Source organism: uncultured Alistipes sp., from assembly GCF_963931675.1.
Taxonomy (GTDB): Bacteria; Bacteroidota; Bacteroidia; order Bacteroidales; family Rikenellaceae; genus Alistipes.
In genome coordinates, this window is the sequence record NZ_OZ007039.1 from 1,962,278 (window position 1) to 1,985,233 (window position 22,956).

At 58.9% G+C, this 22,956-nt stretch carries 18 protein-coding genes; 6 read left to right on the forward strand and 12 right to left on the reverse strand.

Going from position 1 to position 22,956, the window contains the following annotated elements; genetic code table 11:
* Positions 1-4 precede the first annotated feature (4 nt).
* A complete protein-coding gene (locus tag ABGT65_RS08395; protein ID WP_346701289.1) occupies positions 5-976 on the reverse strand; it encodes an alpha/beta hydrolase in 972 nt (323 codons plus the stop codon).
* A gap of 113 nt (positions 977-1,089) precedes the next feature.
* On the opposite strand from ABGT65_RS08395, the gene ABGT65_RS08400 reads away from it, so the two are divergent.
* Together ABGT65_RS08400 and ABGT65_RS08405 are read left to right on the forward strand one after the other, a co-directional pair.
* Entirely contained in the window at positions 1,090-2,025 is a 936-nt protein-coding gene (locus ABGT65_RS08400; protein WP_346701291.1) for a hypothetical protein, read from the forward strand.
* 87 nt (positions 2,026-2,112) lie between these two features.
* Complete coding sequence (locus ABGT65_RS08405; protein WP_346701293.1) at positions 2,113-2,790, forward strand: FCD domain-containing protein; 678 nt, start codon at positions 2,113-2,115, stop codon at positions 2,788-2,790.
* 212 nt (positions 2,791-3,002) lie between these two features.
* On the opposite strand, the gene ABGT65_RS08410 is transcribed toward ABGT65_RS08405, so the two are convergent.
* The 6 genes from ABGT65_RS08410 to ABGT65_RS08435 form a co-directional block, all read right to left on the reverse strand.
* The gene (locus ABGT65_RS08410; RefSeq protein WP_346701295.1) at positions 3,003-3,368 is read right to left on the reverse strand and encodes a MarR family transcriptional regulator; all 366 of its coding nucleotides are present in this window, start codon (positions 3,366-3,368) and stop codon (positions 3,003-3,005) included.
* The gene (locus tag ABGT65_RS08415; RefSeq protein ID WP_346701297.1) at positions 3,361-3,555 is read right to left on the reverse strand and encodes a 4Fe-4S binding protein; all 195 of its coding nucleotides are present in this window, start codon (positions 3,553-3,555) and stop codon (positions 3,361-3,363) included. Before ABGT65_RS08415 ends, ABGT65_RS08410 begins: the two co-directional genes overlap by 8 nt.
* Complete coding sequence (gene trxA, locus ABGT65_RS08420) at positions 3,555-4,031, reverse strand: thioredoxin (RefSeq protein WP_346701299.1); 477 nt, start codon at positions 4,029-4,031, stop codon at positions 3,555-3,557. Before trxA ends, ABGT65_RS08415 begins: the two co-directional genes overlap by 1 nt.
* A gap of 387 nt (positions 4,032-4,418) precedes the next feature.
* Positions 4,419-5,783 (reverse strand): TolC family protein, encoded by a 1,365-nt coding sequence (locus ABGT65_RS08425; RefSeq protein ID WP_346701301.1) that lies wholly within the window; start codon positions 5,781-5,783, stop codon positions 4,419-4,421.
* Between the two features lie 4 nt (positions 5,784-5,787).
* Positions 5,788-8,820: an efflux RND transporter permease subunit gene (locus ABGT65_RS08430; protein WP_346701303.1), complete on the reverse strand. Its 3,033-nt coding sequence runs from the start codon at positions 8,818-8,820 to the stop codon at positions 5,788-5,790.
* A gap of 12 nt (positions 8,821-8,832) precedes the next feature.
* Entirely contained in the window at positions 8,833-9,912 is a 1,080-nt protein-coding gene (locus ABGT65_RS08435; protein ID WP_346701305.1) for an efflux RND transporter periplasmic adaptor subunit, read from the reverse strand.
* Between the two features lie 231 nt (positions 9,913-10,143).
* Here ABGT65_RS08435 and ABGT65_RS08440 point away from each other — a divergent pair, with 231 nt between their 5' ends.
* The 3 genes from ABGT65_RS08440 to ABGT65_RS08450 all read left to right on the forward strand — a co-directional run bounded on the left by ABGT65_RS08440 (position 10,144) and on the right by ABGT65_RS08450 (position 14,628).
* Positions 10,144-13,269 carry a glycoside hydrolase family 2 TIM barrel-domain containing protein gene (locus ABGT65_RS08440; protein ID WP_346701307.1) on the forward strand — a complete coding sequence of 1,042 codons (3,126 nt, stop codon included), beginning with the start codon at positions 10,144-10,146 and terminating at the stop codon, positions 13,267-13,269.
* A 75-nt stretch (positions 13,270-13,344) separates the two neighbouring features.
* Positions 13,345-13,500, forward strand: coding sequence for a hypothetical protein (locus tag ABGT65_RS08445; protein ID WP_346701309.1), 156 nt, complete (start codon positions 13,345-13,347; stop codon positions 13,498-13,500).
* 132 nt (positions 13,501-13,632) lie between these two features.
* Positions 13,633-14,628 carry a transposase gene (locus tag ABGT65_RS08450; protein WP_149873922.1) on the forward strand — a complete coding sequence of 332 codons (996 nt, stop codon included), beginning with the start codon at positions 13,633-13,635 and terminating at the stop codon, positions 14,626-14,628.
* Positions 14,629-14,760: 132 nt separating this feature from the next.
* Here ABGT65_RS08450 and ABGT65_RS08455 read toward each other — a convergent pair whose 3' ends face one another.
* Complete coding sequence (locus tag ABGT65_RS08455; RefSeq protein ID WP_346701311.1) at positions 14,761-16,770, reverse strand: cytochrome c biogenesis protein CcdA; 2,010 nt, start codon at positions 16,768-16,770, stop codon at positions 14,761-14,763.
* A gap of 385 nt (positions 16,771-17,155) precedes the next feature.
* A complete protein-coding gene (locus ABGT65_RS08460; protein ID WP_087309029.1) occupies positions 17,156-18,235 on the reverse strand; it encodes an IS110 family transposase in 1,080 nt (359 codons plus the stop codon).
* A gap of 168 nt (positions 18,236-18,403) precedes the next feature.
* Here ABGT65_RS08460 and ABGT65_RS08465 point away from each other — a divergent pair, with 168 nt between their 5' ends.
* Entirely contained in the window at positions 18,404-19,321 is a 918-nt protein-coding gene (locus ABGT65_RS08465) for a glycosyltransferase (RefSeq protein ID WP_346701313.1), read from the forward strand.
* A gap of 123 nt (positions 19,322-19,444) precedes the next feature.
* Here the strand turns inward: ABGT65_RS08465 and ABGT65_RS08470 are convergent, their stop codons facing one another.
* The 3 genes from ABGT65_RS08470 to ABGT65_RS08480 form a co-directional block, all read right to left on the reverse strand.
* A complete protein-coding gene (locus ABGT65_RS08470) occupies positions 19,445-20,446 on the reverse strand; it encodes an adenosine kinase (RefSeq protein WP_346703074.1) in 1,002 nt (333 codons plus the stop codon).
* A gap of 67 nt (positions 20,447-20,513) precedes the next feature.
* Positions 20,514-21,494 carry a 6-phosphofructokinase gene (gene pfkA, locus ABGT65_RS08475; protein WP_346701315.1) on the reverse strand — a complete coding sequence of 327 codons (981 nt, stop codon included), beginning with the start codon at positions 21,492-21,494 and terminating at the stop codon, positions 20,514-20,516.
* Positions 21,495-21,633: 139 nt separating this feature from the next.
* A complete protein-coding gene (locus ABGT65_RS08480) occupies positions 21,634-22,956 on the reverse strand; it encodes a PspC domain-containing protein (protein WP_346701317.1) in 1,323 nt (440 codons plus the stop codon).

The following is a 22,956-nucleotide window of genomic DNA, read 5'->3' on the forward strand; positions in this document are numbered from 1 at the left end:
CCGCTCAGAGGTTTTCAGTCAGGAAATCCACCGTTTTGAAGAAGACCTCCTCCATCTTGTCCGAGGCCTTGGCGCTCAGGTTGTGGTCGTAGTTTTCGAGCACCTGCAGGTCGACCTTCGCACCTCGTTTCGAAAGGGCTTCGGCGAAGGCCTTGCTCTGCGAACACTCGACCGTGATGTCGGCCGTGCCGCAGAAGAGCAGCGCTGCCGGGGCGTTCTTTTTCGGGACGAGGTTCACGGGCGAAGCGGCGTGCAGCACCTTCGCATCGCGGTTGCAGAAGTAACCGATGCGCTGGGGGTCTTTCGAACGCTGGCAGATGGCGGCGGTTTCGAGGTCGTAGATGCCCGAATAACCGACGAAAACCTTCGCTCCGTGGGTGCGCATGGCTCCCACGGCCGCGAGATGCGCTCCGGCCGAGTTGCCGACGAATCCGATCCGCGCGGGGTCGATGTTCAGCTCCGCGGCGTGCTTGCGCAGGTACTCCACGGCGGCCAGCACGTCGTCGATCGATACCTCGACTGTAGCGCCCGGCTGCGGGGCCAGCGTATAGGCGATGCGCACGCCCGTCACGCCCTTCTGTTTGGCCATGTACTGCGAGAGGGTGCGCAGGGCGCCGTTGTTGCCGCGGGCCCAGCCTCCGCCGTGACAATAGATCACCACGGGCGTGGGCTTTTCGCTCACGGCCATGTCCACGGCCATCTGCAGTTCATAGCCGTCGTGCGTGCGGTAGACGAACTCGCGCACCTCGACACCCTTGTAATCGCTCGTCTGCAGGCGTTCGCGTTCGTAGGTGTAGGGTTCGAGCAGCCCTTCGACTTTCGAGAGGTCGATCAGTTTGGCATAACGGGCCTCGTTGATGAGCGAGTAGCTGCCGTCGGGGTTTTTCGAAAGCTTCATCGAGTAGCGGTTGGTGACCTGCTGGGCCGAAGCGCTCCATACTGTGGCCAGAAGTAGGGCCAGGAGGATTTTTTTCATTGTTTTCAGGTTCTGGATTAAGATTTTTTTACTACTTTTGTTGGGGTTCGGAAATTGGTTAACCAAAATTGAACGCCCACAAAGATAACCGATTGCAACCAAAAAAACAAGCGATGAAACGATTAATTTTATTGATTTTGCTGCTCTCAGGGACGGTCTGCCCGATGTGTTCGGGGAGTACCTCCGGCGGGTATGAGCCGGATCCCTCGACACCGTCGGAACCTTCGGATCCGGATCCCGAAACGCCGCTGCGCGAGGGAGAACTCCGCGCCGACGGCAATACGGCGGGCACCTATGCGCTGATCACCTCGTGCGGCTACAACTACGAGACGCCCGACACCTCGGGCGCACACGCCGAGGCGCCGTTCCAGCATATCCGTCAATCCTACGACGAGACGCTCGGGCGATATGTCTTTGACTTCTACATCCATGTCGAGAACGACGATGACCGCGGCAAACCCAACGTCACGGACCGTCAGCGCAACGAGATCAAGACCGATGCGAAGTCGCCGGAGTCGATGGTCGGCCAGGTCGGCGACGAAATGGTTGTCCGGTGGAAATTCTGCCTGCCGGAGGGAATGCAGACGACGAAGAATTTCTGTCACGTGCACCAGATCAAGGGCATCGACAATTCGGAGGGGACGGCCGATGTGGGCAATCCGCTCATCACCTTTACGGCCCGCACGCTCTCGAACGGCAAGCAGGAGCTGCAGGTGATCTACGTGGGTCCGACCTCCGCCGCTACGGGAAATGTCTATCTGGCGCGAGTCCCGCTGTCGGATTTTCTGGGAGAGTGGGTCGAGGCCGAGGAGCGTCTGGTCTGCGGCATGGAAGGCAGCTACGAAGTGACGGTCAAACGACTCTCCGACGGCAAGGAGTTGATCTCGGTTCCTCGTCAGACGCGGGCTGTCTGGCGTGAGGGATCGACGGGCATGCGTCCCAAATGGGGCATCTACCGCAGTTTCGGGGAGGAGGGATCGCTCAAGCCTCAGTTGCGGGACGAGATTCTGCGTTTTGCCGATTTTTCAGTCGAAAAGGTTGTCAGATAATTTTGGTTTAATTGGTTTTTTTTACGACCTTTGCGCTGCAAACCGTAAATAAACTCTGCCATGAATTATTCGCCCAATATCAAACAAGTGGAAACTGTTCTCAAATATATCAAGGAGCAACTCTACTCCGGGCGTCTTCAACCTGGAGAGCGTTTGCCGGCCGAACGCCGTTTGGCCGAGAAACTGGGGGTAGGACGTGCCCACGTGCGTGCGGCGTTCCAGAAACTCGAATTTTACGGTATCGTGCAGACCTTCCCGCAAAGCGGAACGGTTGTCGCTCAGGAGAAGATGCAGGTCCTGGAACGCATGATCACCGATGCCCTGCAGATCGAACAGTACGATTTCGCGTCGTTGGTCTATGTGCGGGAGCTGCTCGAAATCGAAGCCGTAAAGCTCTGCGCCCGGAACCGGACGGTGGAGGATCTGGCGGTTATCGAGGCGGCCCTGAAGGAGTGCGAGGAGAAGTTCTATACCGATGAACGGGTTTCGAAGGACTTCGCCTACCATCAGGCTTTGGCTCGCGGAGCGCACAATCCGGTGATTGCGTCGCTGCTGCTCGTCATTACGCCCGACGTTTTGCGCTACTACCAGCGTTACCGGGTCTGCTCGGTGCCTTCCGAGGAGGTCTGCTTCGAACATCGGGAGTTGCTTCGCTATGTGCGTGAGCAGGATGAGGAGGGAGTTGCCGAAATGTTGCGGCGACATCTGAAATCGCTGCGGGAGTTCGCCGCGACGAGCAACGACCAGAACCATTTCCTTGAGTAGCCGGGGCCGGGAGCCGGGGGGGCCGGGAGGTCAGGAAACCGGGAAGTCGACGGGCCGGGAGCAGTGAGGTCAGGAAACCGGGAAGTCGGGAGGTTGGGAAACCGGGAGGTCGACGGGCTGGTGACCGGAAAACCGTGGCCGAAGAACGAAAAACGGAGTGTCTCGCAGACAGAGACACTCCGTTTTTCATAGGGGCTGTTTTGAACCCGGACTTATGCTTCGGATTGCGTGCGGAGCCATGTTTCCAGCACTTCGGGCATCTCCACCTCCGAGGAGTGGACCGATGCCAGCAGCTCCCGGCCTTGCGGCGTCAGCGAATAGAAGACCTGCCGCCGGTCCCGGCAACACATTTCACGCACGGCCAACCCTTTCGATTCGACCGTGCGGAGCACCTTCGACATGTTCGAGGGGGTGAGCCCCAAGGCTTCGCCCAACTCGCCGGGGCACATCCGCTCGCTTCCGGAGAGGGTGCACAACGTCATTCCTTCGTTCAGCGAGATGCCGTAATGCGCCTCGAAATCGGCTTCGAAGCGCATGACGGCCCGCTGCAGGTCGCGGATCTTGCAGAGCCTATCCATGCCGTTCGGCTTTGTAGACGGCCTGCCTGCCGCAATGTTCCATACATTTGCCGCACTCGATGCAGAGCGCCGGGTCGATCTTCGGCAGCGAAAATCCCTCCTGCGAGATGGCCCCCACGGGACAAATCGCAATCAACGGGCAGCGGTGGTTCTGGGGACAGCGCCCCGGATCGATCGTGAGTGCCATTACTTGCCGAGCATTACGTCGTCAATGGCCTTTTTGAGCATGGCTTTGGGCAGGGCCCCCTGTGCCATCTGCGGCTTGCCCTCCATCGGGATGAAGAGCAGCGTCGGGATCGAGCGGATGCCGAACGCTGCGGCCAGCTCCTGCTCCTCCTCGGTGTTGACCTTGTAGATGTAGATTTGGTCTCCGTATTCGGCGGCCAGCTCCTCCAGGACCGGAGCCAGTGCCTTGCAGGGTCCGCACCACGAGGCGTAGAAGTCGACCAGTGCGGGTTTGTCTCCCAGATATTTCCACTCCGTGGGATTCTTTTCGTAGTCGGCGACTCGTTTCAGAAAGTCGGCCTTGGTCAATGCAATCGTGTTCATTGTCTCTGTTTTTTGTGTTTTTTCTACGTTTTTCTCTTTTTGTTTGTCGTTGTTGCGGGCATCCCCGGTCGTTACGACCGCAAGCATCCCGATAATCAGAAGCAGTTTTTTCATGGTTTTCGTGGTGTTTCTGACCTTTCTGTCTGTTCCGTGACTTTGTTCTTTTTTATTGCTGTCTCTTTTTCTCCATGTTGCCGTCGGCGCGGAGTTCTCCCTTTTCAATTATCCATTCTCCCTATTCTTAACGGCTCGGTCTGTTTCCCGGTTTCCGTATCAATAACGGTGCAAAGGTGGGAATTATTTTCCTATAAAACAAATTTCCATAGGAAAATATTTCCGAACGGTGTAAAAAATCCTCTCATGCAAGGGGATTTTTCCGTAAGATCCGCAGCCGGGCCAATCAGAGGTGAGACCTGAAATCCCGGGCGGGGCCGATCCCATGCGGGGAACTTTTCGGAAGCCCCGCGGCCCCACCCCTGGCCGGGCCGGTTCCCGAAATGCTTATTCCAGGTAAATCAATACGTTCCCGCTGATCTGCTGGAGGGAAATTTCGCAGAGTTTCGTATTGTACTGCGCCGTGAGGATTCGCTCTTCGGCATCCAGCAGGCTCTTCTGCGCCTCGCGCATCTCGATGCCCGGGAGGTCGCCCAGACGGTAGCGCTCCATGGCGATTTCGTAGTTTTCGCGGGCCGCCACGAGGTTGTCCTCCTCCAGCAGGATCACCTCCAGGTTGTTGCGGTAGGCCTGCCAGAAGTTCGACAGGTCGGCGCGCAGCGACAATTCCAACTGTTGGCGGGTCAATTCCGCATTCTCGACGTCGATCCGGGCATTGCGCTGTTCGCGTCGGCGGTTTCCGTCGAAGAGCGTGAATCCCACCGAGATGCCGGCATTCAACCCGAGGGTTCCGCGCGAACGGTTGGTTCCCGTTCCGTAGTGGTTGTAGGTGTATCCGTATCCGGTCGAGAGGTTTACGTAGGGGTAGTTCCGGGCCCGGAGGATCTTCAGGTCGAGTTCCGCCACGGCGGTGTCATGTCCGGCCATGAGCAGCGAGGCGTTGGTCGAAAGGGTCCGTTCGAGGAGTTCGTCCCAGTCGAGGGCATCGTTGACGCGGATCACCGAATCCTGAACGGCAATCCTTCGGTCGAGGTTTTCATGGGCCAGGAGTTCGTTGATGCGGATGCGCGAGGCGGTGACAACCTCCTGCTGGGACATGTACTGCGAGCTGTCGGCATTGAAGTCCACCCGGGCCTGCAGCAGGTCGAGGCGCGAGAAGTTTCCGACGCGGAAGCGCTCTTCGGAGATGCGCAGGCGCTCGCGCGAGAGTATCACCGCATTGCGGAAGTTCTGCAGCCGCAGGGTCTGTTGGAGGTAGTTGTAGTATTCGGCCGTGAGGCTGGCCATGAAGTCCTCGATGGTGATACGGGTCTTCAGGGCTCCCATCTGCTGCAGCTCCTTGAGCCGTTTGTAGTTGGTGCGGATGCGGAATCCGTCGAAGAGCGCCCAGTTTACGGTGACGCCCACACTGGCCGTCTGGTCGTAGACATTGGTTTCGGAGGTGTCGCTTCCGTCGCGGAGCGTCGTCGAGCGGGTGTTGTCCCACGTCCCGGTGTATCCGGCCGAGAGGTCCACGGTGGGCAGCATCCCGGCATTGGCGGCCGTGGCGTTGTTGTCGCTGATGCGTTCGTCGTTGCGGACGATGCGCACGTCGTAGTTGCGTTCGAGTCCGATCTCCAGGCAGCGGCGCAGCGTCAGGGGTTCGTTTTCGGGGAAGTCCGGAGCGTTTTTCGTCTCCAGCCCCGGGGCCTCCTGGGCCAGCGCGGCGCTCCAGACTGCCAACAGACCGATTGTCAGAATGATGCGTTTCATGCCTTTACTTTTTCGATTTCTTGCTCCGGTCTGTCGACACGTAGCTGTAGATGGCCGGGACGATGTAGAGTGTCAGCAGCGTCGAGACCACCATGCCGCCCACGACGGCCACACCCATGGCGACACGTCCCGCGGCTCCTTCTCCCGAGGCGACGGCCAGGGGCAACATGCCCAGGATGGTCGAGGCACTGGTCATCAGAATGGGACGCAGACGCTGCTGGGCCGCCTCCTCGATGGCGAGGAGCTTGTTGATGCCGGCCTCCTGCTTTTGGTTGGCGAACTCGACGATCAGGATACCGTTCTTGGCCACCAGGCCGATGAGCATGATGATGCCGATCTGGCTGAAGATGTTCATGGTCTGGTCGGCGTTCCACATGAAGACCAGGGCTCCGGCGATGGCCAGCGGCACGGTGAGCATGATGACCAGCGGGTCCTTGAAGCTCTCGAACTGCGCCGCGAGGATCAGGTAGATGAGCACGATGGCCAGGATGAAGGCGAACATCAGGCTCGACGAACTCTCGCGAAACTCCTTCGAGTCGCCGGCCAGCGCCGTGCGGAAATCGTCGCCGAGGGTTTCGGCGGCGATGCGGTCCATCTCGTCGAGTCCCTGCCCGATGGTCTTTCCCTTGGCCAGACCGGCCGAAACGGTAGCCGAGAGGAAGCGGTTGTAGTGGTAGAGTTTCGGCGGGGCGACGTTCTCCACCAGCGAGATGAGGTTGTCCATCTGGATCATCTCGCCCTTGTCGCTGCGCACGTAGATCGAGCGCAGATCGGAGGGTTTGTTGCGCTGCTGGCGGTTGATTTCGGCGAGGATCTCATACTGCTTGCCGTTCATGTAGAAGTAGCCGAGGCGCTGTCCGCTCAACCCGTACTGGAGGGTCTGTGCGATGTTGCGCGTCGAGACGCCCAGCAGGTTGGCCTTGTCGCGGTTGACCTCGATGCGCACTTCGGGCTTGCTGAACTTCAGGTCGACGTCGGCCATCTGGAACACGGGGCTTTCGTAGACCTTGCGCATGAACTCGGGCAGCACCTCCTGCAGGCGTTCGAGCGAGGTGGCCTGCAGCACGTACTGTACGGGCATGTTGCTGCGGCGTCCTCCGAAGGTGCTCTGCTGTTGGACGAAGGCCCGGGCCTTGGTCTTCGAGCGCACGGCGGCGGAGATCTGTTCGGCGATCTCCATCTGCGAGCGTTTCCGGGTGGCGATGTCCGTCAGGGAGACGCGGATGTTTCCCGAACCGCTCGACACGCGGCCCATGACCGATTCGGCTTCGGGGACGAGCGAGTCGACCAGCCGGTTGATGTCTTCGGTGTAGTCGCGGATGTATTCGTAGGTGGCGCCCTCCGAACCGCGGGTGTTGATGGTGATCTGCGAACGGTCCTCCAGGGGAGCCATCTCGGCGGGGATCGAACCCCAGAGCCAGCCGATGAGCGCGAGGGTCAGCGCCACGATCGGGAGTGCGAGCCAGCGGCGGCGAAGGAACGAGGCGAGCGTCGAGCTGTAGAAACGGTTGAGCCAGACGAAGAAGGGTTCGGTTTTGGTGTAGAACCAGTTTTTCTTCTCCTGGTGGACGAGGAGTTTGGTGGCCAGCATCGGGGTGATGGTCAGGGCAGCGAAGGTCGAGATGATGACGGCGCCGGAGATCACCATGCTGAACTCGCGGAAGAGGCGTCCGGTGGTACCCTCCATGAAGACGATCGGGAAGAAGACGGCGATGAGCGTCACGGAGGTGGAGATCACGGCGAAGAAGATCTCCTTGGCGCCGTCGATTCCGGCTTCGAGGGGCGTCATGCCGCGTTCGATGCGGATGTAGATATTTTCGGTCATGACGATGGCGTCGTCGACGACCAGACCGACCGAGAGCACGACGGCGAGCATCGAGAGGACGTTGATCGAGAATCCCGCGGCATACATGATGAAGAACGTACCGATCAGCGAGACGGGGATCACGATGCAGGGGATGAGCGTTACGCGCCAGTTGCGCAGGAAGAGGAAGATGATGATGATCACCAGCACGAAGGCCTCGTAGACGGTCTGTTTCACCTCGTCGATCGAGGCGCGGATGAAGCGCGTGTTGTCGAACCCGTAGGAGGTCACGACATCGTCCGGGAGGTCCTTCTTCATGGTCTCCATGCGCTCGTAGACGGCGTCGGCAATCTCGATGTGGTTGGCGCCCGGCTGCGGAATGACGACGACGCCCACCATCGGGATGCCGTTCATCTTCATGTAGCTGCGCGTATCCTGCGGGCCGAGTTCGGCGCGCCCGACATCGCTCAGGCGGATGATGCGGTCGGCCTCTTCGCGGACCACCAGGTCGTTGAACTCCTGGGTGGTGTGCATGAGACCCAGGGTGCGGATCGTCAGCTCGGTGGTGTTACCCTCGATGCTGCCCGAGGGGAGTTCGACGTTTTCGCGGTCGAGGGCATCCTTGATGTCCGAGGGGGTGATGCCGTATCCGGCCATCTTCGCAGGGTCGAGCCACAGGCGCATCGAGTAGCGCTTCTCGCCCCAGATCTGCACGCCGCTGACGTCGCTGATGGTCTGCAGTTGCTCCTTGACCGTGAGGTCGGCGATTTCACTCAGTTCGAGCAGCGAGCGCTTGTCGCTCTGGATCGTGACCATCAGGATCGGCGTGGCGTCGGCATCGGCCTTCGTCACGGTCGGGGGGTCGCAGTCGCGGGGCAGGTAGCGCTGGGCGCGTGAGACTTTGTCGCGCACGTCGTTGGCGGCGGTTTCGAGGTCCACCGAGAGCTCGAACTCCACGGTGATGCGGCTCTGTCCCTGCTGGCTGGTGCTCGACAGCGAGCGGATGCCCGGGATACCGTTGATGTTCTGTTCGAGGGGTTCGGTGATCTGGTTCTCGATCACGTCGGCATTGGCCCCGGGGTAGGAGCACTGCACGGAGATGATCGGGTTGTCGACGCTCGGGTATTCGCGCACGCCGAGGGAGGTGTATCCGATGAAGCCGAACAGAAGGATGATGATCGTCATCACGGACGACAGTACGGGCCTCCGGATGCTGAGTTCGGAAATGTTCATGCGGCGGAGGTTTTAATCGATATTGTCGAGTGTGACGGGCAGTCCTTCCCGGAGTTGGAGTGTTCCGGAGGTGATGAGCGTATCGCCCACGCTGAGCCCGTTGATGATCTGGATGCTCGATTCGGTGCGCAGTCCGGTGGTGACCTCGACGGCATGGGCCTTCCCGTTGCGGTAGAGGAAGACCTTGTCGATGCCCATTTCGGGGACGATGGCTTCGGTGGGCACGGCGATGGCGTCGGGGATCTCGTGCATCCGGATCTGGACCGTGGCGAAGCGCCCGGGCATCAGCCGTCCCCGGGCATTCGGGTAGCGGGCGCGCACGGCGAGCGTGCGGGTCGTGACGTCGACCTGCGTCTCGGTGGCATAGACTTCGGCCTCGAAGCGCTCCTGGCGCCCCTCGATGGTGAATGAGAGCCTTGTTCCGGGCCGGATCTGGCTGGCGTAGCGCTCCGGGACGAAGAAGTCGATCTTCAGGGGGGATATTTTCGTGAGTTTGGCCACCACGACCGATGGCGAGGCATAGGCCCCTTCGCTGACGTTGCGCAGACCGATGATTCCGTCGAACGGTGCGCGGAGTTCGGTCAGGGCGATGTTGGACTTCACGATGTCTATATCGGCGTTGAGCATGGCCAGCTCGGTGCGGGCCTGTTCGAAGGCCTCCTGGCTCACGGCGTCCTTTTCGAGCAGGGCGCTCTGGCGGTAGACGCGGTCTTCGGCGAGTTTGAGCTGGGCTTCGTAGCGCGAGAGCTGGGCCAGCAGCGGTTTGTCGTTCACCTTGGCCAGCAGTTCTCCCTTGCGGACGGCGGCGCCTTCCTGGAAGTTGATGGCGACGATCTTTCCGGAGGTTTCGAACGAGAGGTCGACCTCTTCGTCGGGCAGGAGGTTGCCGACGGTAGTGATTCCGTCGGTGAGGGGCTGCGGGCGGATGATTACGCCGTTGACGTTGAGGATGTTTTTCGAGCGGGGAGAGACCGTCCGGGTAACCTCTTCTTCGTTTGTCGAACGGTTGGCATAGTAGTTATAGATACCCAGTGCCGCACAGAATACCGCCAGAATGATGGCCGTAATGATCCACTTCTTCTTTTTGTTCATCGTCGATGAGTGAGCTTTGGTGTTGGAGATTGGTGACAAAGATACGATTTTGTGCCGGAAAATAAATAAAATTTTCTGTTTTTATTCGTCCGGAGGACGATTCCGGCAAGGAATATACAGAAACAGGTATTTTTTCCCTATCTTTGTCGTTAAGGTCCGGACGTCTGGAAACTTTTGCCGTCGGGAATGTGCCTGTGATCCTATTTTTTCATAAAATAACCCTAAAAACCAATGAAACTACAAATCCTTTCCGCTTTTGTGCTGCTGTGCGCCGGGGAACTGGCGACCGTCCGGGGGGCTGTTCCCGAAGATGCCTGGCGCGATGCGCAGGTCAATGCGATCAACCGCCTTCCGATGCACGCCTCGTTCTTCGCCTACGAAAATGCGGAGCTGGCCCTCCGGGGCGAAAAAAGCGCTTCGGAGCGTTTCCTGTCGCTCAACGGCGACTGGAAATTCGCCTGGGCGAAGAATGCCGACGAGCGCCCGACGGATTTCTACCGGACGGACTACAGCGACGGACATTGGGGGACGATGCCCGTGCCGGGGCTCTGGGAGGTGAACGGCTACGGCGATCCGCTCTATGTGAATACCGGATATGCGTGGCGCGAGCAGTTTTCGAACAATCCGCCCGAGGTGCCCGTGGAGGAGAACCACGTGGGTTCCTACCGTCGCGAGATCGAGATCCCCGCTTCGTGGAAGGGACGCCAGATCATTGCTCATTTCGGGTCGGTGACGTCGAACATCTCGCTGTGGGTCAACGGCTCGTTCGTGGGCTACAGCGAGGACAGCAAACTCGAAGCCGAGTTCGATATCACGCGCTACGTCCGGCCCGGTCGCAACCTCCTGGCATTCCAGGTTTTCCGCTGGTGCGACGGTTCGTACCTCGAGGACCAGGATTTCTGGCGCCTGAGTGGTGTGGGGCGCGACTGCTACCTCTATTCGCGGGAGCGGGAGCATCTCGTGGACGTGCGTTATACGGCCTCGCTGGGGGATGATTTCTCGCGCGGGGTGCTGAATGCCGACCTGGAGCTTTCGGCCGCGGCCAGGGGCAGCGAGGTCGTTCTTACGCTCACGGACCCCGACGGCGGTGTCGTGGCGGAGCAGAGCCGGAAGATCGCATCGGCCCGTGAACGGATGACGCTGGAGGTGGAGGCTCCGCGGCTGTGGTCGGCCGAGACGCCCGAACTCTACCGCCTGGGAGTTTCGCTCCGTTCGGCGGGGCGCGAGGTCGAGGCCGTCGATCTGGGTGTGGGTTTCCGCAACGTGGAGATCCGCGACGGGCAGCTGCTGGTCAACGGCCGGCCGGTGCTGATCAAGGGTGTCAACCGGCACGAGATGGATCCCGACAACGGCTACTACGTCTCAGAGGAGCGGATGCTGCAGGATATCCGGCTGATGAAGCAGGCCAACGTGAACGCCGTGCGGACGTGCCACTATCCCGACGACAGCCGCTGGTACGAACTCTGCGACGAGTACGGGTTCTACGTCGTGGCGGAGGCCAATATCGAGTCGCACGGCATGGGTTACGACGAGCGGACCCTGGCGCGCAACCCGCTCTTCCGCGAGGCACACCTTGAACGCAACCGCCGCAATGTGGTCCGGAATTTCAACCATCCGTCGGTGATCGTCTGGTCGCTGGGCAACGAGGCGGGCGACGGCGAGAACTTCACGGCCTGCTACGAGTGGATCAAGTCGTTCGATCCGTCGCGTCCGGTACAGTACGAACGAGCCCTGGGCGGCGACAATACGGACATCATGTGTCCGATGTACTGGGATTACGAACGCTGCGAGCAGTATGCCGCGAACAATCCGCGCAAACCGCTGATTCAGTGTGAGTATGCCCATGCGATGGGAAATTCCGAAGGCGGGTTCCGGGAGTATTGGGACCTGATCCGCAAATATCCGTCGTATCAGGGCGGCTTCATCTGGGACTTCGTGGACCAGTCGCTGCGCGTGAAACGCAACGGGCACTGGATCTACGCCTACGGCGGGGATTTCAACCCCTATGACGCCAGCGACAACAACTTCTGCGACAACGGTCTGATCTCGCCCGACCGGTGTCCGAACCCCCACTACGACGAGGTGGCCTTCCAGCACCAGTCCGTCTGGACGCGGGCCGTGGATCTGCCCGCGGGCCGTGTTGCCGTGTATAACGAAAACTTCTTCCGCGACCTGTCGAACTGTTCGCTGACGTGGACGCTGCTGGCCGACGGGCGGGCCGTGCAGTCGGGGGTAATAGACCGCCTCGACGTGGCTCCGCAGCAGGAGCGGGAGTATACGCTGCCGCTGGAACTCTCCGGACTGGAGGGTGAGTTGCTGCTGAACGTGGAGTACCGCCTCAAGCGTGCCGAACCGGCCCTTCCGGCGGGCTTCCGCATCGCCCGGGCGCAGCTGGCGATTGCCGACTGGACGTTCGAACCGCTGACCCCGGCAAACCGTGCCGTGGACCGCTTCACGCAGCCCGTCGTGACGCTTTCGGATGTCGACCGCAACTACCTGCGGATCTCGTCGTCGGAGTTTTCGATCGATTTCCGGCGCCGGGACGGCCTGATGACCCGCTATGAGGTCGGCGGTGTGCCGTATCTGGAGCCGGGGGCGGTGCTGCGCCCGAACTTCTGGCGTGCTCCGACGGACAACGACTTCGGGGCCGGGCTGCATCGGAAATACGCGGCGATCCGCAATCCGGAGTTGCGTTTGACCGCACTGGAGTATGAGTTGAAGGAGGGTATCGCCTGCGTCCGCGCCGTGTACGATTTCCCGGCCTATGCCGCGACGTTGACGGTGGACTACGCCATCAATAACGTCGGGGAGATCACCGTGGAGCAGTCCGTGGCGGTGAAGGGCGAGGCTGCGGACAAGTCGCTGCCGCGTCTCTTCCGCTTCGGGATGCTGATGGCCATGCCGGGGGACTTCGACCGTATCGACTACTACGGCCGCGGTCCGGTGGAGAACTACGCCGACCGGAAATCGTCGGCCTTCCTCGGGTTGTACGGCCAGACGGTCGACGAGCAGCCCTATCCCTACATCCGTCCGCAGGAGACCGGCACGAAGAGCGACCTGCGCTGGTGGCAGCAGAGCCGCCCGGGCGGTTGGGGGCTGCGGATTACGTCGGATGCCCCGTTCTCCGCTTCGGCACTGCACTATTCCCCCGAAGCGCTGAGCTGCGGAGACGTGAAGGAGCAGCTCCATTTCCCGGAGATCGAGCCCGATACGTGCGTATGGCTCTGCATCGACGGCGTGCAGATGGGACTTGGCTGCGTGGATTCGTGGGGTGCGCTGCCGCGGCCCGAATACCGGATTCCCTATGAGAATCGGACATTCCGTTTCCGGCTTGCTCCGGCACGCCTGTTGCGTTGAGACTGGCGGAGTCCGTCCGGACGGTTGCGGCCCGCAATTTGCAGCGGACGGTTTGTAACCAAAACACATCCGCGTATGAAAGAGAAGGAAAAATGCACGCCCTGCGAGGCGAATTTCGAACGCAACATCCGCCAGCTGGTCAAGGAAGGCGAAGCCCCGACCCCGAAACAGCATCATGACAGGAAACAGGAGGTGAAGGCGGCCTTCGAGGAGACGCCCCTCAAGAAGTAGCAAAGCGTGCGTAAAAAGCGGTAATGATGCCAAAATTGGTTGGTGGTATAAAATGTAACCGACATAATATTTGGTAGTTATAAGGATAAAATAGAGATTAGTAGAAACGGGTTTCTACTAATCTCTATTTTTATGTCAAAAAAACGAAAAATACGCTGTCCTCATTGTGGCTTTTTAGAGACAATAAAATGGGGTACTCGTAGCGGTTGCAGCCGCTATTATTGTAAGAATTGTGGCAGCTATTTTACGGATCGTCGAGACTGGATTTCCGATAAAAACAAGTTTATATGGTTCGCGCGTTGGGTTCGCGGTAAACAGCGTATTTGTGACCTTGCGAGTGAGAGCGGATACAGCGAACGCACCCTAAAAAGATACTTCTATCGGCTCTTGCCCCAGTGCCCTTTATGGCAGATACAGCGACGCGAGAAGGTAAATCTTCTGATCGACGGCACCTACTTCTCAAATAAGATTTGTCTGGTTGTATATCGGGATCACAACATCAAGATGACCCTCCTCTATCGCATAACCAGGAGTGAAACGCTGCGGGATTTGAAAGCAGACCTAACGGCTATACGCGATGTCGGCATTCAAATTGAGAGTGTCACCTGTGATGGATCTCCCAATATCATAAAAGCGGTGCGGGAAGTGTGTCCGGAGGCGATCTTGCAGCGTTGTACGGTACATGTAGCGCGAGAGATAGAGACGTGGATTACACGCAAACCACAGACCGTAGCGGCACAGGAACTCCTCGAACTGGTGCACTTGTTAAATGGAGTACAAACACATGATGAGGCACAGTTATGGATACGGGCTTTTATTGACTGGTATCGGCGACACGAACCATTTATCAATGAAAAAACCGTAGATGAGCTGTCGGGAAGATGGTGGTTTACGCATAAGATGCTGCATCGAAGTGTCTCGCATATCAAGCGTGCCATACCCGATCTGTTTTCATACACGCGATACCCTAATGTACCTAAATCTTCAAATTCTATTGAGTCGTTCTTCGGTCACTTGAAGGATAATTTAAGAATCCATCGTGGACTCTCGGAACAACATTTTAAGGACTTTGTAAAGTGGTATCTTTTCCTGAACAGCAATGATGGAATTATTAAGAAACGCAAATGACCAGAATCGTACAATTCTGGTCATTTGATCCAATACGACACCAACCACTTTTGGCATCATTACCTAAAAAGAGAATCCCTTGCTGCAACGTCAGCAAGGGATTCTCTTTATCTTATAAAGATCGCTTTGCGGTTATTGCCGGCTCTTGTATGCCTCGATCCCTTTTCGGAGGAAGTCAACGAAGGCCTGGACGTCGAGGTCATAACCGCGGGGTTCGGTGAGGATCTTCCCCTGGTTGTCCTGCAGGACGTAGTAGGGCTGGGCATTGACGCCGTAGGTCTTCAGGGCGTAGTAGGAGTTGATCTTCCCGAGGCTCTTGAGGACCTTTCCGGCATCGGTCGTCACCCATTCGTTCTCGGGCAGTACCTTCTTGTCATCCGAATAGAGGGCGCAGATCACGTAGTCGTTGCGCAGGATCTCCAGCACCTCGGGGTCGGACCATACGCGGGCCTCCATTTCGCGGCAGTTGACGCATCCGTGGCCCGTAAAGTCGATGAAGATGGGCTTTTGGACCTTGGCGGCATAGGCTTCGGCCTCCTTGAGGTCGAAGAATCCTTCGAGCCCGTGTGGGAGGTGGAGGAAATCGCTGTATTTGGGTTTCCCGACGGTGGCGTCCGACGGTGCGGCCGGCGCGGCTGCGGCGGTGTTGGCTCCGAGGACGAAATCCTGGGTCGTGAGCGGCGGGAGGTATCCCGAAAGCCCCTTCAACGGCGCGCCCCACATGCCGGGAATCAGATAGACGACGAACGACAGCACGATGATGGCCAGGGCAAGGCGTCCGACGCCGAGATGTTTCACTTCGTCATCGTGCGCAAAGCGGATCTTCCCGAGGAGGTAGAGCCCGAGCAGCGAGAAGACGACGATCCAGACGGCGAGGTAGATTTCACGGTCAAGGATTCCCCAGTGGTAGGTCTGGTCGGCGACCGAAAGGAACTTCATGCCGAGTGCGACCTCGATGAATCCGAGGACGACCTTCACGGAGTTCAACCACCCGCCGCTCTTGGGCATCTTCTTCAGCACCGAGGGGAAGAGGGCGAAGAGGGTGAAGGGCAGGGCGAAGGCCACCGAAAAGGCCAGCATGGTGAGGATCGGCGTCCAGAACTCCCCGGAGGTGGACTTGATGAGCACCGACCCCACGATGGGCCCGGTGCAGGAGAACGAGACGAGCACGAGCGTCAGGGCGAGGAAGAAGATGCCTCCGATGCCCTTGGTGTCGGCTTTCGAGTCTGTTTTGTTGACAATCCACGAGGGCATGGTGATTTCGAAAGCCCCGAAGAACGAGGCTGCGAAGACCATGAAGACGAGGAAGAAGAGGATGTTCGGGAGCCAGTGCGTGGCGAGCCAGTTGAAGATGTCGGCCGTCACGGCGTCGCCTCCGACGATGCGCGTGATGAGGATGATGGCGGCGATGGGCACCGTGTAGAGCAGGACAATGAACAGGCCGTACAACGAGGCGCGGAGGCGCCCCATGGCTGCGCCGCCCTCACCCTTGAGGAAGTACGAGACGGTCATCGGGACCATCGGGAAGACGCAGGGGGTCAGCAGGGCGGCAAATCCCCAGAGGATCGCCTCGATAATCAGTCCCCAGAGCGAGCCGCTTCCTGCGGCATCCTTGGCGGCGGGGGCAGCAGGGGCGGCGGGGGCCTCCGTGATCTGGGCCTCGGCGGAGGTCGTCGAGGCGCTTGCGGCGGCCGGCACGGAGATCGTCAGTTCGGTATCCTCGGGGGGCATACAACTCCGGTCGTCGCAGATCATCCACTCGATGGCGGCCGTGACGGAAGCCTGTTCGGCCGTGAGCCGCACGCGCTGTGCGAACTGCGCCTGGCCTTCGTAGGTCCCGATCTCCGTCCGGAACATCTCGTCGAAATAGCGGTGGGGAGCCGTCAGGGGCTCGACCTCACCCACGATCTCGATCCCTTCCGAAGGGGTGAAGCTGATGGCCGTGGCATTCGGTCCTCCGTTCTCATAGGGCCCCATGTCGTACATGTGATAGCCTGCGGGGATTTCCGCTTTGAGGATGATGCGGTATTCGTTGTTTTCGAGCGGTTCGGCGGTGCCGGTCCAGGAGACCTGTTGCCCGAAGGCCGTTGCGGCGATCAGGATCGCCACAACCGACAGAAAGTTGCGAATTTGTCTCTGCATGTTCATGAGGCTTTTTCCAGTTACAATCCAAATAAATTTGGATCAAAGTTTTTGGTTAGATTTGTTTTTATTTCATTAACAACATATTGCGTTTCTTGAAGATCTTCCCGGCCAAAGGTCAAGGCACAAGTGACTCCGCCGGCCTCTGATCGAGCCGGTGCGGAGACACTTCGTGCTTAACACCTTTGGCCCTTTCGAAAGCCGAGATTTCAGAACCCGTAAAAAACCTTCGGTAAACAGACTTTCCACAGCGGTCAGCACGCTGCCGCATGTTCCTGTATTAGTTTACAAAGGCCAGAGGAGCAAACTATTTTAAGCGGACGTTAACGCCGCAAACATCATGTAGTATTCTCTCTGGGAAAATCCGTTTACCGGAAGGGTTTCTCTATGACATGACACTATTGACATAATCAGTCTGGTGCTTGAGTACGAAGTATAATCTGTTGACCAGTTTGCGAGCGACCTTTACGATGGCCTTGCTCTTTGGCATTCGCTTGCACTGTTCAGTAAAAAACAGGTTCATCGCAGGGTCTTGACGTACCGCCACCCATGCGGCCTCTATCAGGTTACAGCGCATGACGGCGTTTCTTCGCACGGTAATGTCTCCTGTCCCATCTTTCTCTCCACTGGAATGGCACATCGGGATCATCCCGATATAGGCGGCCAGTTGTTCGGCATTGCGGAAACGGGCAATGTCGCATATCTCCGAAAGAAATGCCATTCCCGTAGCCTGTCCGAACCCCGGAACGGTCATAATCAACCGCAGCGGTTCGCGAAACCGGTCCGTCTTGGCCAATGTCCGCAAAGCCCGTGTCATCTCCAACTTCTGGCGGCGTAGCTCCTCCAGATGCCGGATTTGAATGTCGAGGGCCTGACGCCCGCTCGGTGTGAGGGTTTCAACCTCCTTCAACCAGGCAATAAAACGTTTTGACCAGTTGGAGAACGGTTCGAGGAACTCTTGTGGAATCCCAATGCCCAGATACCGCAATTGGGACTTGATCCGGTTCTTCTGACGCGTCGTGTCTTTTGTTATCGAGTTCTTCAATCTTATCAAGGAACGCATCTCCAACGATGCGCTGTCCGGCGTGTAAATGCCTTTCAGTTCGTTGGCTCGTAAACTCCGCGCCAGCTTGCTGCTATCCACGGCGTCACTCTTACGAAGCTTTTCACTGCTCTTGGTCGGAACATCCCCCGGATTGACCACGATGTTGTCAATCCCTAATGCCGTCAGCCGTTCGTGTATCCAGAACCCGCAGAAGCCGGCTTCGTATACCGAATGATATTCGGCTCCCGGATAACTCCGCGCCAGAAATCCGTGCAATGCTTCCGGACTCGGATGCTGACTAAACTTCTTCAGCACGGAGGTCTCCGACAAGACCGTAACCGACCAACTCTTCAAATGGACATCGATCCCTATATAAATCTTTTGTCCTCTGAAACTAATTTCGTTTCTTTGTCCTCTCATGGCTATCGCTATTTTAGTTAGTTAAGGTTTGGCTGCTTTAATCTAACCAAAATCTCGATAGCTTTTTTCTTCTATCCGCTATCGGTGCGGTCTACTCGGATCGTAAACATAGGAACTATATTTGTGCAAATATACGGTTTTCTACGGATAAATCGTTATATTCGCACGATGATTCGCATTTCGCTCATAATTGCCACCCACAATCGGGCGCAACAGCTCATCGAGGCGTTGGAGTCGGTCGTGCGGCAGGATCTCCCGCCCGGGGAGTGGGAGTGCGTGGTCGTGAACAACAACTCGGCAGACGATACTGAAGCGCGTTTTGCGGCGTTTGCCGCACACTGTCCGGAACTGAACCTCCGCATGGTTTTTGAATCGAAGCCGGGACTCTCGCACGCCCGCAACCGGGGGCTTCGGGAGACCACGGCATCGCTGGCGGCCATTATCGACGATGATGAACGGATCAATCCCGGATTTCTGCGGGCCTATGCCTCGTTTTTCGATACGCATCCCGACGCTGCGGTGGCCGGCGGTCGGATCATCGCCGAGTATCCCGCGGGACGCCCGGAGTGGATGTCGCACTACACCGAACGGCCCATCGCCAATCCGATGGATTTCGGACCGGAGGTGCGTCCGTTTCCTGCGGGACGGATCCCGGGGGGCGGAAACATGGCTTTCCGCCGCTCGGTCGTGGTGAAATACGGGGGGTTCGATCCGGCGCTGGGGCGTGTGGACGGCAAACTGGCCGGTGGTGAGGAGTCCGACTTCTTCCAACGCCTGCAGCGGGGCGGCGAGACGCTCTGGTACGTTCCCGACGCCGTGATGTGGCACATCATCCCGCCGCAGAAACTCACGCTCGACTATTTCCGGCGCCTGAGCCGGAACGTCGGGGCGAGCCAGCGCCTCCGGGCGCAGCGGGACTGCCGCCTGCCGGAGGCCCTTGCCGCCGAGATCGCCAAATGGGCGGCAACGATGCTGCTGGCATTGGGGTTCCTCCTTCGCCTGTCACCCCGCAAGGCGCTCTGGCTGCTGCGCCTGCGTTGCGGAATCTCCCGGGGCCTTTTCGGCGGAGGGGAACGCGAGGCGTAACCTGCCCCCCCCTTCCGCGAGCCGCGACGTTCCCTGCGGCCTCTGCCTCGCCCCCCCCGGCTGTGACAAAAAAACGGACCCGCAAAGGTCCGTTCTCTCATTTTCAAGCGCTTCTGCCGTGGGTCAGAAGAGGTACTTTTCGTGCTTGACCTTGCTGACCAGCCGGTGAATATCCTCCCAGGCCTCTTCGCCGAAGGTCGTGCCTACGACCTCGATCACCTTGCCGGCCGTGATGGCTCCGATCGTCCCGCACTGGCGCAGGGTCAGGCCGTCGCAGAGCCCCGCCATGAAGCCTGCAGCGTAGAAATCACCCGCACCGGTCGTATCGACGCGTTTTGCCGCAGCCATGATGCCTACGTGTACGGCCTCGTCGCCCCGCTTGATCATCGCTCCCTTGGTGCCGATCTTCACGATGGCCAGCTCGCACATCTCCGAGATGGCCTGCAGGGCATTCAGCGGTTCGGCCTCGCAGGCGAAGGTCTTGGCTTCGTCCTCGTTGGCGAAGACAATATCGACATGCTCGCGGACCAGCCCGCGGAGGAATTCGAGATTCTCGGCCACGATGTTGAAACTGGCCAGGTCGATGGCGACCTTCAGCCCGCACTCCTTGGCCGTGCGTGCGGCCTTGAGGATCAGGTCGTGGTTCTGGACCAGGTAGCCCTCCACGTAGAGGCAGTCGTACCCGTCGAAGATCGTCGGCTCGATCTCCTCGGCCGCCAGCTCCAGGGCGGCGCCGAGGTGGGTGACCATCGTTCGCTCGCCGTCGGCGGAGATCAGCGACACGCATTTCCCCGAACGCTCCTTGCCGCGGAAGATGATCGGTTCGATTCCGAGGTTGTCCAGCGCCTGCACGAAGAAGTCGCCCGTGGTGTCGGGACCGACCTTGCCGATGAATCCCACGCTGCAGCCCAGTTGCGCCATGGCGCGGATCGTATTTCCGGCCGAGCCTCCGAGCGAAAGCGAGTAGGGGAGTCCGGCGACCGATTTCGAGATCTCGGTCTGGAGCCGGGTATCCACCAGGCTCATGGAGCCTTTCGCCAATTTGAACCTCCCCAGTACGGAGTCGGTTTTCAGATTGACCAGCATGTCCGTGAGAGCATTGCCGATTCCGATGACGCGCCTGATGCGTCTGTGTTCGGGTCTTTCGTTGAAGTTCATGAGGTTTTTCTGCAAGGTCGCACGACGCGGCCGGTTAGATCGAGAGAATTTTCACCAGTTCGAGGGCGCCGCGGTCGATTCCCTTGTCGTGCTTGACGGCCTTGGTGAAGGGTACGTAGACGATTTTTCCGTTCATCGTGCCGATCATGACGTTGCGCTGCCCGTCGAGGAGCGCCTCGATGGCGGCCTCGCCCATGCGCGAGGCGAGGATGCGGTCGAAAGCCGTCGGGGATCCGCCGCGCTGGATGTGCCCGAGGATCGTCACCCGGGCGTCGTATTGCGGGAACTCCTTCTTCACACGTTCGGCCAGGGCCGTGGCGCCTCCGGTCTTGGGGTTCTCGGCAACGATTACGATTGCCGAATTCTTGCTTTTGCGGAATCCGTGGTTGATGAGTTCGGCCAACTGGTCGACTTCGGTCTCCATCTCCGGGATGATGGCGGCTTCGGAACCCGTGGCGATGGCGCTGTTCAGGGCCAGGTAACCGGCCGTGTGCCCCATCACCTCGACGAAGAAGAGGCGTTCGTGGCTCGATGCAGTATCACGGAGTTTGTCGACGGACTCCATGATGGTATTGAGTGCCGTATCGTATCCGATGGTGGAGTCGGTGCCTCCGAGGTCGTTGTCGATGGTTCCGGGCAGCCCCACGATCGGGACGTTGTATTCCGAAGCGAAGAGGCTGGCTCCGGTGAGCGAACCGTCGCCTCCGATAACCACCAGGGCGTCGATCCCGGCCGCCACCATGTTGTCGTAAGCCTGTTTGCGGCCTTCGGGGGTCATGAACTCCTTGCAGCGGGCCGTTTTGAGGATCGTACCTCCCAACTGGATGATGTTGCTGACGCTTTGCGATTTGAATTCTACGATCTCGTTGAATACGAGGCCCTTGTAGCCGCGCATGATACCCTTTACGGAGAATCCGTTGAAGATGGCGCTGCGGGTCACGGCGCGGATTGCGGCATTCATGCCGGGGGCGTCGCCTCCGGATGTCAGGATGCCGATGCATTTGATTCCAGCCATATCACATTTGTTTAAAACAACAAAACCGGTCAAAGTTAGTGATTTTTTTCAGGATTTTCAAAAACTCGGCCAAATGTGACAGAAACAGCGACGGGCGGCAAACTTCCGTTGCCGTCCGTCGTCGGGATGGGTTGCCCGGTTAATTTTCAGATGTTTCGTCGTTCTTGGGGGTCTCGCTGCTGTCGCGGACCGATACCTCGGGATTGTATTCGTCCTGTCCCGCGCGGATCGAGACCTCCTTGCCGTCGGCATTGACCTTCAGTTCGCCCTCTTCCTTGTCCACGGTGATGTCGATCGATTTCGAAGGCACGGCGATGTGGAGGGTCTGGCGTCCCTCTTCGATCACACTCTCCTCGTCGAAGTCCTCCAGCAGTTTTTCGAGGGTGGTGGTGTCTCCGTCGATGATGAGTTCGCTGCGCAGGACCCGTTCTACGGCAGCCTTTTTCTTGTGGAGCTTGTCGCTGACATTCTCGCGGATGGCGGTCACCGAGCAGCCGATGATCGAGAGGATCCAGAGCAGGAAGATGATCAGGACGGTCTTGCCGCCGGGCTTGCGCGAGGCGATCAGGCACATCAGCACGTAGATCATCAGGATGACGGGGATCAGGACGATGAAGATGCCGAGGATCGGGACCCAGAGCGAGAAGTCGTTCAACCCTCCGAGGTGGATCAGTTCGGGACCTCCGGTCACGACGGCGAAGAGTCCGATGATCAGGGCGCAGGCACCCATGATGAGCCCGAAGACGAGGATCCCGGCGAAGATCTTCAGCAGGATCAGCACGATCTTCCCGAAGAGCGACACGGCTTCGGCTACGATCGGCTTGGCTTTCGAATCGGGTTCGTTGCTGCTGGTTGCGGCGGTGACCTCGCCGATGGATTGTGCGGTGATCTTTTCGCCGTTCATTTCGAGTTTCTGGCGGGCGCTGCGGGCGGCCGGGACGGCGAACCACATGATGAAGTAGCAGATCAGGAAGATGCCGAAGAGGTTGCCGAAAAGGGGCCCGAACCAGAAGAGGAAGGGAATTCCTCCGAAAAAGGAGAGCAGCAGCGGCAGGAACAGCCCGAGGCGTACCCAGACGGGATCGATGTCGAAATATTTGCCGATTCCGGCGCAAACGCCTCCCAGTTTGGCATTTTCGGTGTCACGGTAGAGGCGTCGGGGGATGCGCGGGGTTTCGTACTGCAGGTCGTGGTCGGCGTTCTGGTCGGAGATGTCCTCGGCGGAGCCCATCTGTGCGATGATGTTCATCATGAGGGGCTTCTCGACCACCCGGGTGTTGTCCTGCGTCGAGAGGATCAACTCCGCGATGCGGGCTTCGATGTCGGCGACGATCTCCGCGCCGTCGGGCGTCTCCCTGTAGTAATTCTTGAGGCTTTCGAGATAGGCATCGAGGGCTTCGTAGGCGTCGGTGTCCATCGTAAAGGCCACGCCCGAGATGCTGCATTTCTTGACTTCTTTCAT

Bases quoted from the DNA above. Each gene is read 5' to 3' on its own strand.
- pfkA (WP_346701315.1), bottom strand. From the start codon at position 21,494: ATGGCTGGAATCAAATGCATCGGCATCCTGACATCCGGAGGCGACGCC.
- ABGT65_RS08425 (WP_346701301.1), bottom strand. From the start codon at position 5,783: ATGAAACGCATCATTCTGACAATCGGTCTGTTGGCAGTCTGGAGCGCC.
- ABGT65_RS08395 (WP_346701289.1), bottom strand. From the start codon at position 976: ATGAAAAAAATCCTCCTGGCCCTACTTCTGGCCACAGTATGGAGCGCT.
- ABGT65_RS08440 (WP_346701307.1), top strand. From the start codon at position 10,144: ATGAAACTACAAATCCTTTCCGCTTTTGTGCTGCTGTGCGCCGGGGAA.
- ABGT65_RS08410 (WP_346701295.1), bottom strand. From the start codon at position 3,368: ATGGATAGGCTCTGCAAGATCCGCGACCTGCAGCGGGCCGTCATGCGC.
- ABGT65_RS08465 (WP_346701313.1), top strand. From the start codon at position 18,404: ATGATTCGCATTTCGCTCATAATTGCCACCCACAATCGGGCGCAACAG.
- ABGT65_RS08480 (WP_346701317.1), bottom strand. From the start codon at position 22,956: ATGAAAGAAGTCAAGAAATGCAGCATCTCGGGCGTGGCCTTTACGATG.
- ABGT65_RS08455 (WP_346701311.1), bottom strand. From the start codon at position 16,770: ATGCAGAGACAAATTCGCAACTTTCTGTCGGTTGTGGCGATCCTGATC.
- ABGT65_RS08435 (WP_346701305.1), bottom strand. From the start codon at position 9,912: ATGAACAAAAAGAAGAAGTGGATCATTACGGCCATCATTCTGGCGGTA.
- ABGT65_RS08460 (WP_087309029.1), bottom strand. From the start codon at position 18,235: ATGAGAGGACAAAGAAACGAAATTAGTTTCAGAGGACAAAAGATTTAT.
- ABGT65_RS08400 (WP_346701291.1), top strand. From the start codon at position 1,090: ATGAAACGATTAATTTTATTGATTTTGCTGCTCTCAGGGACGGTCTGC.
- trxA (WP_346701299.1), bottom strand. From the start codon at position 4,031: ATGAAAAAACTGCTTCTGATTATCGGGATGCTTGCGGTCGTAACGACC.
- ABGT65_RS08450 (WP_149873922.1), top strand. From the start codon at position 13,633: ATGTCAAAAAAACGAAAAATACGCTGTCCTCATTGTGGCTTTTTAGAG.
- ABGT65_RS08445 (WP_346701309.1), top strand. From the start codon at position 13,345: ATGAAAGAGAAGGAAAAATGCACGCCCTGCGAGGCGAATTTCGAACGC.
- ABGT65_RS08430 (WP_346701303.1), bottom strand. From the start codon at position 8,820: ATGAACATTTCCGAACTCAGCATCCGGAGGCCCGTACTGTCGTCCGTG.
- ABGT65_RS08415 (WP_346701297.1), bottom strand. From the start codon at position 3,555: ATGGCACTCACGATCGATCCGGGGCGCTGTCCCCAGAACCACCGCTGC.